Origin of the sequence: Streptococcus taonis (assembly GCF_029948085.1) — a bacterium.
Taxonomy (GTDB): domain Bacteria; phylum Bacillota; class Bacilli; order Lactobacillales; family Streptococcaceae; genus Streptococcus; species Streptococcus taonis.
On record NZ_JARZZP010000009.1, the window covers coordinates 30474 to 42908 of the forward strand.

Annotated in this window: 8 protein-coding genes; all 8 read left to right on the forward strand. The window is 42.6% G+C overall.

Translation table 11 applies throughout. The annotated features are described in order from the left end of the window. Window positions 1-4225, forward strand: a 4225-nt coding sequence (locus tag QEZ38_RS06015; protein ID WP_281335328.1) for an RHS repeat-associated core domain-containing protein, incomplete at its 5' end; no start/stop codon positions are given. A 10-nt stretch (window positions 4226-4235) separates the two neighbouring features. Further along, complete coding sequence (locus tag QEZ38_RS06020) at window positions 4236-4730, forward strand: hypothetical protein (RefSeq protein WP_000037407.1); 495 nt, start codon at window positions 4236-4238, stop codon at window positions 4728-4730. 495 nt (window positions 4731-5225) lie between these two features. Continuing rightward, complete coding sequence (locus tag QEZ38_RS06025) at window positions 5226-7076, forward strand: RHS repeat-associated core domain-containing protein (RefSeq protein WP_281335367.1); 1851 nt, start codon at window positions 5226-5228, stop codon at window positions 7074-7076. A 2-nt stretch (window positions 7077-7078) separates the two neighbouring features. Continuing rightward, entirely contained in the window at window positions 7079-7684 is a 606-nt protein-coding gene (locus tag QEZ38_RS06030) for an immunity 26/phosphotriesterase HocA family protein (protein ID WP_281335329.1), read from the forward strand. A gap of 68 nt (window positions 7685-7752) precedes the next feature. After that, window positions 7753-8238: a hypothetical protein gene (locus QEZ38_RS06035; RefSeq protein WP_483887400.1), complete on the forward strand. Its 486-nt coding sequence runs from the start codon at window positions 7753-7755 to the stop codon at window positions 8236-8238. A gap of 144 nt (window positions 8239-8382) precedes the next feature. Beyond that, window positions 8383-10224 carry a translational GTPase TypA gene (gene typA, locus QEZ38_RS06040; RefSeq protein WP_049503436.1) on the forward strand — a complete coding sequence of 614 codons (1842 nt, stop codon included), beginning with the start codon at window positions 8383-8385 and terminating at the stop codon, window positions 10222-10224. Window positions 10225-10243: 19 nt separating this feature from the next. Continuing rightward, window positions 10244-10489 carry a DUF3165 family protein gene (locus QEZ38_RS06045; RefSeq protein WP_049549039.1) on the forward strand — a complete coding sequence of 82 codons (246 nt, stop codon included), beginning with the start codon at window positions 10244-10246 and terminating at the stop codon, window positions 10487-10489. A gap of 367 nt (window positions 10490-10856) precedes the next feature. Next, the coding region (locus tag QEZ38_RS06050; protein ID WP_281335331.1) for a G5 domain-containing protein at window positions 10857-12435 on the forward strand (1579 nt) is incomplete at its 3' end.

Genomic DNA, 12435 nt, shown 5'->3' on the forward strand with positions numbered 1-12435 from the left:
AGATCCAAATGGTCAAGCGACAGCCTTTAAGTACGACCCATTAGGACGAATCATCGAAACAGTAGCTCCAACAGGAAGCAAGCAAAGCTTCAGCTATGATGCTTTGGGAAATCGTTTGAGCGAAACAAGTGGCGAAGGTCATACAACGACCTACAGTTATGACAGTATGAACCGTGTCAGCAGTAAGAAACGCCCAACAGGTGGAGAGACTCAGTATGCCTATGATACTACAGGTAGCTTGGAAAAAGAAACAGATGCCAACGGTCATAGCACCAACTATGTCAATGACCTTTATGGTCGTGTGACCAAACGCACCTTACCAAATGAGGCAGCTTATACCTACGCCTATGATGCCTTGGGCCGTCTCACTAAGCAAACAGGTCCACAGGGGCTATCAAAAACCTATAGCTATGATGTGTCTGGAAACTTGGTGAAAGAGACAGACCAATCCGACCGAAGCAATCACTATAGCTATGACAAGGTTGGTCGTCTCTTAACGGCTAAGAACGCCCTTGACCTTGAAACCAAGTATAGCTACGATGAAGCGGGGAATCTAGCCAAACTGACCAAGCCGTCCGGTGCTACAACCACCTTTGACTATACGACCCTCGATCAACTAAAAACGATCAAAACGCCAACTGGTCGAACAGTGGAGTCAAGCTATGACCCAGTCGGTCAGGTGACCAAACGAACTATCAATGGTAAGCGCGAAACGACCTATACCTATGATCCGAATGGCAATCTCCTTGAGGAGACGAATCCTCTCGGTCAAGTAACCAAGCGGACCTATGATAGCCTCAATCGCCTCACCTCAGAAAGCGATACGGCAGGCCAGTGGACTAAGTATGGCTATGACCATGATAACCATCTCACGAAGATCACAGATGAAGCTGGTGGCGTCGCAAGTATGACCTATGATGCCAATGGCAACCTCACCAGTGTCACATCCGGAAGCAAGCGTGTCAAGACCTACACCTACGACCTAAAGGATCAGTTGCTTACAGCGACACAAGGAAGTGGAGAGAAGGCTTCTACCTCTAGCTATACCTACGACAGTGTGGGCAATGTCACTTCGGTTACGAATGGAAATGGCAAGGTCACAAGCTACAGCTATGACCAGCTTTCCAATCTAGTGGAGCGCATGACCAGTCTTGGAGATAAGGAGACCTATACCTACAATGTCAATAACCAGCTCGAAAAAGTAATCAAGTCCGATGGGAAAACCATCAGCTATGACTACAACAAGCTGGATCAACTGCTCAAGGTGGAGTACTCTGAAAAGCAAGATGGTCAAGTCCTCTATACCTATGATGCGGATGGTCGTCGGGTGTCTATGAGTGACCTGACAGGAACTAGTCAGTACGCGACCAACGAAGAAGGCGAGATCACGGGTGTTCGTCAGGGAGATGGTAGCCTGATTCAGTACGAGTATGATGCCTATGGCAATATCTCGAAGATGATTTACCCAGATGGCAGTACAGTCTCTTACACTTATGATGAACTGGATCGTCTCACTTCCGTGACAGATGTTAAGGGACAAAAGACCAGCTATAGCTATAACACAGCAGGAGATCTGACGGAGGTTGACCGAGGAGATGGGACTAAGAGCTTCTTGACCTATGACAAGGCTCACCGTCTCACCGAACTCCGTCACATGGACAAGCAAGACAAGCTCATCTCCAGCTACGGCTATGAGTATGATGATGGTGGCTACATTGCCAAGGAAACCATCAAGCAGGATGGCGAAACCCTAGTCCATACCTATACCTACGATACTCTGGGTCAAGTGGAAAACATGACCGTATCGGATGCATCTGGTAAGGAACTCTCTAAACTCTCTTACACCTATGACTTAGCCGGCAATAAACTAACCAGCACCGAGACAGTTGATGGCAAGGAGAGCCAGACACGCTTTACCTACGATGACCATAACCGCTTGACCAAACTGGAAGGGCCAGATGGTACCATCACCTATACCTACGACAAGAATGGCAATCGCATCGCTTCTGAGAAGAATTCAGAGAAGCTAGACTACATCTACGACACCGAGAACCGCTTGCTTGCGATCAAGGACAAGAAGGGCCTTCTCATGGCTGCACTTTACGACGGAGATGATAATCGTGTCTTCACTGCTAGTCGCAAGGAAGGCAAGAACACTTATCAACTCTTCCAACGCAAGCCAAAGGATACCAAGTCAGGTCGTAAGTCGCCATACACAGCCCCAAGTGGGGAAGAAAACTCTCTCTTCTGGTATGGCTTTAGTCAGAATGTCCTCCAAGCCCTATCCACCCTACCACAGACAGTAGGAAGCATCTGGCACAGTATCTTTGACGATGTGTCGAGAGCCTATCACCAGAAAGTGGCTAAGGATCGAGCAAGTAAGGAAGGGATCATGGTCAACCCACCAAAACTCGGGAACTTACCGGGTCAGGGAGAAGTAACCTATGCCAGTCAGGTTCAGGATGTTCTGATCCCTTATACCACACGAGAGGATACCTACAACTACTACGAGGAACGCAACTATGTCAACGATATCAATCGTGAACATACAGAAGTCCTTGAAACCTATGATCATGATGGCAAGGCGCGAGAGACCTATAGTTATGGTAAAGGTCGAGCTAGCTACCTCAACAACCAAACAGGTGACAGTTACAACTACTTGACCAACCAGTCAGGCTCTGTGACAGGCTTGACCAAGGATGGACAAGCCGTCGCATCAAGTAGCTATAACCTCTATGGGGCAAGAAAGACAAGCACAGATACGACAGGGAATCCATTCGCCTATAATGGCGAATCTCGTGACGACACTGGACTTGACTATTTACGAGCAAGGTATTATGATAGTCAGGGAGGTACTTTCTTAACCGAGGATAGTTATCCAGGTGAGGTGACGGATCCTCTCAGCCAGAACCGATACAGCTATGTGCAGAACAACCCCGTCAACTATACCGACCCGAGTGGGCATAGAATGGTCTGGATGGGTGGTGAAGGCGAACCAAGTCGCCCTCGTAGTATCAATACGCGCCTACAACGTTTCTACCAACGGAGTATTGTTGAAGAAGATTCTTTAGGCCGTGCAGTGTCATTACATGAATACACAGATCGTCGTATTCGAACCGATCGAAATTTCCGAGCACCAGCAAGTTATTATCAAGCTTTTGGTCCCAATGTGGCAACATATCAAGGTGGAAGTTACGGAGGACAAAGTTCTTATGCATATGCCCAACAACAGGCAGCGCGCGCAAGAGCCCAAGCAGAACAGCGTCGTCGCCAACAGATTCGTTATGAATATGGTTTAGCAACAGGCATCAAGTCATCGCCAACCATCCGGGAAGGATTAAATTTACTTCGTAACTGGGGAACCGCTTTACAGAATACCTTAAAACATGTCTGTGATCCAAAAACAACTGGTGCCTCCGATAAGGGAGAAAATAAAGTTCCATCTGTCGCAGACTTTAGAAAGTATGAAGATGCGGCAAGACATGGACTTAGACCGGATCAGAAAGAGCGAATTGATAGGATGACATTAGAGGAGTATCTAAAGGCTCCCCCAATGACTCCTGAGGAAAATGCCTATGCCTCTAATGTAAAATTTGCGAAGTTTAACCAAGAAAATAAAGCTAAACTTCCAACTTTAGCAGCTGAATTCATAGGCTGGAATAATGGAGAACGTTTAGTTACAGGGAAAGATCCACTAACGGGCGAAGACGCAAATCGTTGGGCGGCAGGTGCAGAGTTAGCTGTTGATATTGCAAGTAATTTCTTTCCTATAGCTAAGGCTGGCAAATTAAGGAAACTTGAAAAAGCACTCGATGCAGTAGACGCAGTCAATGATGCTTCAAAAGCTACAAAGGCAGCTGATAAAGCTAAAGATGCTTCGAAAGCTGCAAAGGCAGCGGACAAGGCATCAGACGCTGCTCGTGTGGCGGATAAAGTAGATGATGTCAAAGATGTTAATAAAATTCCTCAATATGTTGAAGATACTATTTCACAGATTAAAAACAATAAGGGTAATCCACCAGATGGATTTAAAGGAGGAAAAGTTTATAAAAATGAGCCTTTAGATGGTGAAGAACTCCTTCCCGATGGAATTACTTATAAAGAGTACGATGTTCATCCATATCAAAAAGGAGTGCGAAGAGGAATGGAAAGAATTGTTATAGGTGAAGATGGATCCATATGGTATACTCAAGATCACTATCAAACTTTTATAAGAATAAAATAAGGGGAATATAATGTCAAAGAAATTTAATAATAGAACATTTAGAAAGATAGAAGAAATTTATAGCGTTTATTTACCTGACGAATTTAAAAAAGTTTATGGAAATATGGAGGAACTTCCTGAAAACTGGTATGATTGGAGTGATTTTTCACCTCAGAATGTTAAGGTGTTGAGTAATTATATACAAGTAATAAAAGAAAATATAGCAGAAGAAATAGAATATGTTGATTGGAGCGATAATTGGGGAGAAGCTCCAAGTAATTTAGAACTTACAAAAGGAGAAATACTAAGTCGTTTAATGAATTCCCCAACATTATTGCCCATTTTTGGTCATAGGTATATTGCATCATGTAATACTCCAATTTCGCCTGTATTTTCAATTGTTGGTTCAGATATCATTTATTATTCAAAAAGCCTAACTGATTATTTTCATGGAATCACAGTAAGCAGAGAGACAAATCTATCTAATTTACCCCAAATTCCTTTTTGGTCCGATATTGCACAGTGATAAAGGTTAGATGAGAATACTAGGTTAAGAGAAAAATTACAACAAGTATATTTCAAAACTTTTCACCATTATCAAGTAATTGGTATTAATTTTGGGATAGATGTAATTTCTGAGAAATTTCCTCTTATTTTCAAGTTGGAAAAGTGATTGTTATTTAGTATCTGAGACTATAGGAATTTAATTATTTATTTAAGTTAATAAATTGAAAAGTTCTCAGAAATAATTTGCTTAGAATGTTTTTGAAAAACTTAAAAAGAGAAATTAAATTACATGATTATCTTAACTAGAATCGTACTAATTGTTTAAATTAACCTCTTCTGTTGTGATAGAAACATGCAAAGACTCTCGAGGAAGGATTTCTTCGAGAGTTTTATGTTACATCTATGACTTAAAGGATCAGTTGCTTACAGTGACTAAGGAGGGAATCGTTGTCAACCCACCAGAACTCGGTAACCTACCGGATCAGGGAGAAGTGACCTATGCCAGTTGGGCTCTGTGACAGGTTTGACCAAGGATGGACAAGCCGTCTCATCCAGTCGCTATCATCTCTATGGGGCAAGAAAGACAAGCACAGACACGACAGGAAATCCCTTTGCCTATAACGGCGAAGCCCGTGATGATACTGGACTTGACTATTTACGCGCAAGGTATTATGATAGTCAGGGAGGTACTTTCTTAACCGAGGATAGCTACCCAGGGGAGGAAACAGACCCTCTCAGCCAGAACCGCTACAGCTATGTGCAGAACAACCCTGTCAACTATACCGACCCGAGTGGGCACTTCTGGAACAGTATCAAAAAAGGCTGGAACTATGTTAAAAAGACGGCCTCTAATGCTTGGAATGGTGTAAAACGAGTCGCCTCAAACACCTGGAATGGTGTGAAGAGTGTCGCATCCAAGGCTTGGAATGTGACCAAGAGCGCTTTCAACCATGCGACCAACTGGGTCAGAACCCAGGTCAACCGTGCATCGAATTGGGTTGGCAGACAGTGGAATAAGGTTCAAACGACCTACAATAGTGCCAGTGACTATGTACAAACGAAATACCAGCAAGCGGCTGCACAGATAGAAGCTAAGCGCCAACAAGTGGTTCGGTCTGCCTATGCCCTAGCCACAGGCTTGAGCTCTTCCCCAACCATCCGAGAAGGTATGAATCTCCTCCGAAACTGGGGAACAGCCTTGCAGAACACCTTAAAACATGTCTGTACGACAGCTGAACGAGTCAAGAATCAAGTCGTTGATTTCGTGAAAAATGTCGACTGGAAGAAGGTTGCCATCGTGGCAGCTGCGACTGTAGCAGCAGTAGCTGTGTCTGTAGCCACTGCAGGAGCAGCGGCTCCTGTGGTAGCCGGATTAGTCGGAAGTGTCGGTTTGACTGGTTTTGGTGCGGCTGTTGCGACAGGTGTTGGTGTTGGAGTTATAGCAGGGGCAGCAGGTGGAGGAACCCAAGCCCTTGTTTCAGGTGCTTTATCAGGAAAAGATGGTAAGACTATTCTCAAGGATACATGGGAAGGTATTAAGGGAGGTGCGGTCACTGGAGCCTTTACAGGAGGTCTGACGGCTGGTCTAGGAGCAGCTAGTTCAAGTGTGACAAATGGTCTGGTGCGTCACGGGGTTGATACGGTAGGTGAAACCGTGATTGACACGATTAGTGATGCGGCTCAAGGAGGCCAGATCACTCCAACCAGCATTGGTACAAGCCTTTTCCTTAACGCAGTGACAGAAGGTGTAAGTAGCCGAACAGTTCGAGCTCCTAAAGCTGATGTGGTGACGACGAAGCCGAAATCAGGGGATGTACCAGTCACGAGACCACGCAAGGATGTAACCCCTGTACAGCAACTAGCATTGCCTGGGCCGACTAGTAAACCCCTTGCCTTGCCAGCACCAGATCCTGTGTTAGCTTTACCAGCTCCTAAGGCTGATGTGGTGACAACGAAGCCTACGGGTGGACGTCTACCAATGACAGTAGAGAATCTCCAAATGTTTGCGGAGAAGCCTAAAGTCACTAAAGATAATCATTTTAATAATTGGTTAGATAAAGGTTCGTCTAATAATAGTGTTTATTATGGAATTGATGCTAATACTGAAGGTGCTGTTTATACAGGAATAACAAAACAAGATTTAGAATCAAGATTGTATCAACATAATCGTCAAGGAAAGAATTTTTCGCGCCTTGATGAACGATATAGTGGTTTGACAAGAAACCAGGCTAGGGCAGTGGAGCAGTATCTTATTGAAAACGGCCATGCGAATCAATTGAATAAAATTAATAGTATTAGTCCTAAAAATAAAATGTATGATGGTGCCATGAAGTGGGCAGAAAAATATCTTAATGGAGGAAATTAATAATGAATACAAATCTAATAGCTTTAAGAAGAAAAGAACATTTTGAGAGTTTAAATTTAGAAATTCAGAAGGAGTTAGATGACTTTTATGATACAAAGGCAGCTACTCATCAACTAAAAGTGATTAAAAAAAGCAGGTCAATTCCAAAAGTGGGAGATGTATTTCTTGTGTCTCCTAGGGAGGGAATCTACTTTTATGGTAAAGTGCTGGTTGCTAATATAGTTAGAAAAGTTCCGGATTCTTTTGTGGAAGGAAAACATGTTGTATTTATCTTTAAAGGAATTACTCATGAAAAAAATATTGATAAATACAAGCCAGATTATTCTAACTTGTTAATTTCACCTGCTATTGTAGGTGATGCATATTGGAAAAAAGGATATTTCCATACTATCGCTAATATTCCCTTAACAGAGGAAGAGAAAAATCTGGATTTTGGCTTTTATAAACTTCATTTTAAAAGTAACTTTTTTTGTAAAGAGACTGGAGAATTATTGGATAAAGAGCCTAAATTATTAGGGATGCATGGAATAACAACCATCAGTGGAATAGGATGGGATATTGAAAGAGAATTAATTATTAATCCTTCCTTATTAGAAGAAACTGAGTAGCTTGAACTTTGTGATAATCATTAAAAACTCTCGAAGAAATTTTTCATCGAGAGTTTTATACTATCACCATCAGCTATAATAGTGGTAAGACTCAATACACCTATAATGAACTGGGTGATCCGATCCAAGTCACCGATGCCAATGGCCCTGTCACTAAGATGACCTATACCTCAACGGCTCAACATAGGGATCCAAATGGTCAAGCGACAGCCTTTAAGTACGACCCATTAGGACGAATCATCGAAACAGTAGCTCCAACAGGAAGCAAGCAAAGCTTCAGCTATGATGCTTTGGGCAATCGTTTGAGCGAAACAAGTGGCGAAGGTCATACAACAACCTACAGTTATGACAGTATGAACCGTGTCAGCAGTAAGAAACGCCCAACAGGTGGAGAGGATCAGTATGCCTATGACGCTACAGGTAGCTTGGCAAAAGAAACCGACGCCAACGGTCATAGCACCAACTATGTCAATGACCAGCTCGAAAAAGTAACCAAGTCCGATGGGAAAACCATCAGCTGTATTAGTTTTCGTAACATTAGTACATTATTTTAAGATGCCTTTTCAACTGTATTTCAATTTATAAAGAATAATGATCTTTTGAAAACATTTACACTTACTTGAGTTAAGTCATTTGCTCAAAATTGTGGTATAATCGTTCAGTTAGAAAATAAATTTTTGAATACAATAGAGGAAATCATGACAAAATTAAGAGAAGATATCCGTAATATCGCGATTATCGCCCACGTCGACCACGGTAAAACTACCCTTGTTGACGAATTGTTGAAACAATCTGAAACTCTTGACGCGCGTACAGAGTTGGCAGAACGCGCAATGGACTCAAACGATATTGAAAAAGAGCGTGGAATTACCATCCTTGCGAAAAATACAGCAGTTGCCTACAACGGAACTCGTATCAACATCATGGACACACCAGGGCACGCGGACTTCGGTGGAGAAGTTGAACGTATCATGAAAATGGTTGACGGTGTTGTTTTGGTCGTAGATGCCTACGAAGGAACCATGCCACAGACTCGTTTCGTATTGAAAAAAGCCTTGGAACAAGACCTTGTACCTATCGTTGTGGTTAACAAAATCGATAAGCCATCAGCTCGTCCAGCAGAAGTAGTGGATGAAGTCTTGGAACTTTTCATCGAGCTTGGTGCGGATGATGACCAGCTTGACTTCCCAGTTGTTTATGCGTCAGCGATCAACGGAACCTCTTCATTGTCAGATGATCCAGCAGACCAAGAAAAGACTATGGCGCCGATCTTTGACACTATTATCGACCACATTCCAGCTCCAGTTGATAACTCAGATGAGCCCCTTCAATTCCAAGTGTCACTTTTGGACTACAACGACTTCGTAGGTCGTATCGGTATCGGACGTGTCTTCCGTGGTAGTGTAAAGGTTGGGGATCAAGTAACCCTTTCTAAATTGGATGGTACAACTAAGAACTTCCGTGTCACAAAACTCTTTGGTTTCTTTGGTTTGGAACGTCGTGAAATTCAAGAAGCCAAAGCTGGTGACTTGATTGCCGTTTCAGGTATGGAAGATATCTTCGTTGGTGAAACAATTACTCCTACAGACGCAGTTGAAGCTCTTCCAGTTCTTCACATCGATGAGCCAACACTTCAAATGACCTTCTTGGTCAACAACTCACCATTTGCTGGTCGTGAAGGTAAATGGGTCACTTCTCGTAAAGTTGAAGAGCGCCTTCAAGCAGAATTGCAAACAGACGTTTCTCTTCGTGTTGAACCAACTGACTCACCAGATAAATGGACTGTATCAGGACGTGGGGAATTGCACTTGTCAATCCTTATCGAAACCATGCGTCGTGAAGGATATGAACTTCAAGTATCTCGTCCAGAAGTTATCGTAAAAGAAATTGATGGTGTTAAATGTGAACCATTTGAACGTGTTCAAATCGACACACCAGAAGAGTACCAAGGATCTGTTATCCAAAGTCTTTCTGAACGTAAAGGTGAAATGTTGGATATGATCTCAACTGGTAATGGTCAAACTCGTTTGGTCTTCCTTGTTCCAGCCCGTGGTTTGATTGGATACTCAACTGAGTTCTTGTCAATGACTCGTGGTTACGGTATCATGAACCATACCTTCGACCAATACTTGCCATTGATTCCAGGTGAAATCGGTGGACGTCACCGTGGTGCCCTTGTTTCTATCGATACTGGTAAGGCAACGACTTACTCTATCATGTCTATCGAAGAACGTGGAACTATCTTTGTCAACCCAGGTACTGAGGTTTACGAAGGAATGATCATCGGTGAAAACTCTCGTGAAAATGACTTGACTGTTAATATTACGAAAGCGAAACAAATGACTAACGTTCGTTCAGCAACTAAGGATCAAACAGCGGTTATCAAGACTCCTCGTATCTTGACACTTGAAGAATCACTTGAGTTCTTGAACGACGACGAGTACATGGAAGTAACGCCTGAGTCTATCCGTTTGCGTAAACAAATCCTTAACAAGGCAGAGCGTGAGAAAGCAAACAAAAAGAAAAAATCAGCTGAATAAGAGCTAGAAAGAGCAGAAAATGGTCTATTTAATCATAGGGATTTTATTACTCTTACTCTATATATTTGCGACACCTCAAAGTATCAAGGGGACGGTTAATATTGTAATTCTTGTTTTTGGTCTCGTTTCCCTCGTGATTTTGCTTATGTTGTCCATCCTGCAAATCTTTCAGCTACCAACAGAATTTTTTATCACAGTAGCCATGTTGGTCCTTGCTTACTTTAGTTTGCGAGATATATCTTTAATGTCGGTGAAAAAGAGATAGGAAAACGGCTGTGGAGTTCTATTAGGATTCGGTAAATATTTTGATAAAACATAACTACCACAAGTGAAGTCAGAAAAACTGATTTCACTTGTGGTTTTTGCTTTGTAGAATCTAGAATTTTAGGCTCTTTCAGCTTCATCGGCCTCCTACTTTTATTCACTAGATTTTTATTAAGTAGCAGATAATAGAAGAACTTCTGGGAGGAAATCACGTTCTTACTGTGAATGTTTACAAAGGATGTGGATGTTTTTCTTTCAAAATTGGATAAAGAAGCTAAATATAACAATTTTGTTATTCAAATCCTTTGTAGGAGTCTACTATTTTTGATATACTGTGAGAAGGAATAGATACGAAATTGGAGTTTGTCATGAAACAACATCATGTTAAAGAAAAACAACGCTTTTCTTTGAGAAAGTATGCAGTAGGAACTTGTTCCGTCTTATTAGGAACGAGTTTATTTTTTGTAGGCACAAGTGGAAATGCTGTGCTTGCAGAGGAAAGGATTCCCCAGCTAGTGTCACACTATGTGGAAGATAAAGACTTGCCTGAATCTTTGAAGGCTGAACTACGTTGGTTTGAAGAGAATGCTATCCAAGTGGAGGAAGGTAAGGATTATTACTTCATCTACCGTAAATCTACTGCGAAGTTACCTGATACTGGCTTGTTTTCAAATGCTATCCTGCCTGTGCTAGGTACAGGAATCTTGTTAGTTTCGCTCACTCTCATTAAAAAGAGAAAGGGAGCCTCTCTCTTTCTAGTGACAGTTTTGGCTGTAGGTGGGACTGCTCTATCGGTTTCTGCCTTGGAGAACTTAGTAGAGCTTCGTCCAGCTCTTGTCAAAACAGTTGCAGGAGAATTTTTGCCTAGACCTGAAAAGATTGAGGGTTATGAATTTACAGGCTATTATTTTGTAAGCGGGAATGGAGAAGTTTCTAGAAATGAAAATACAAAACCTCATTCTCCACAAGCAGATAAGGTAGAATCCACCTCAATTCCAAGTGAAGGTGTCCCAAGTTTAGAAGAGGTGAAGCCAGAGCTTGAAGTTGCGACAGAGACCATCGCCTATGACACTCTTTATCAGGACGATCCAGACTTGCTTAAGGGTCAAACCCGTGTCATTCAAGCAGGGGTTGCAGGTGAGCGCACTATTTTAACCGAGGTGAGGACTGTAGATGGCAAGGAAACCCGTAAAGTAGTTTCTAATGAAGTTACGACCGCACCCGTTACCGAAATTATCGCAGTAGGCACTAAGGTAGAGTCCACCTCAATACCAAGCGAAGGTACTCCGAGCTTGGTCGAGGAGAAACCAGAGCTTGAAGTGACGACAGAAGCCGTTGCTTATGATACTATTCATCAGGACGATCCGGACTTGCTTAAGGGTCAAACCCGTGTCATCAGAGCAGGAGTAGCCGGTGAACGTACTATTTTAACCGAGGTTACGACTGTCGATAGCAAGGAAAATCGCAAACTAGTTTCTAATGAAATAACAACCGCGACCGTTACCGAAATTATCGCAGTAGGCACCAAGGTAGAATCAACTTCAATTCCAAGCGAAGGTGCTCCAAGTCTTGTTGAAGATAAACCAGAATTGGAAGTTACGACAGAAGCCATTGCTTATGATACTATTTATCAGGATGATCCAGACTTGCTTAAGGGTCAAACTCGTGTCATCAGAGTAGGAGTAGCCGGTGAGCGTACCATCTTAACCGAGGTGACAACTGTCGATGGCAAGGAAAATCGCAAGCAGGTCTCTAATGAAGTCACCAACTCCCCTGTATCAGAAATCATCACAGTAGGCACTAAGGTAGAGCACACCTCAATTCCAAGTGAAGGTGTTCCAAGTTTAGAAGAGGTGAAACCAGAGCTTGAAGTTACGACAGAAGCAGTTGCTTATGACACTATTCATCAGGAAGATCCAGACTTGCTTAAGGGTCAAACTCGTATTA

Bases quoted from the DNA above. Each gene is read 5' to 3' on its own strand.
- typA (WP_049503436.1), top strand. From the start codon at position 8,383: ATGACAAAATTAAGAGAAGATATCCGTAATATCGCGATTATCGCCCAC.
- QEZ38_RS06045 (WP_049549039.1), top strand. From the start codon at position 10,244: ATGGTCTATTTAATCATAGGGATTTTATTACTCTTACTCTATATATTT.
- QEZ38_RS06030 (WP_281335329.1), top strand. From the start codon at position 7,079: ATGAATACAAATCTAATAGCTTTAAGAAGAAAAGAACATTTTGAGAGT.
- QEZ38_RS06020 (WP_000037407.1), top strand. From the start codon at position 4,236: ATGTCAAAGAAATTTAATAATAGAACATTTAGAAAGATAGAAGAAATT.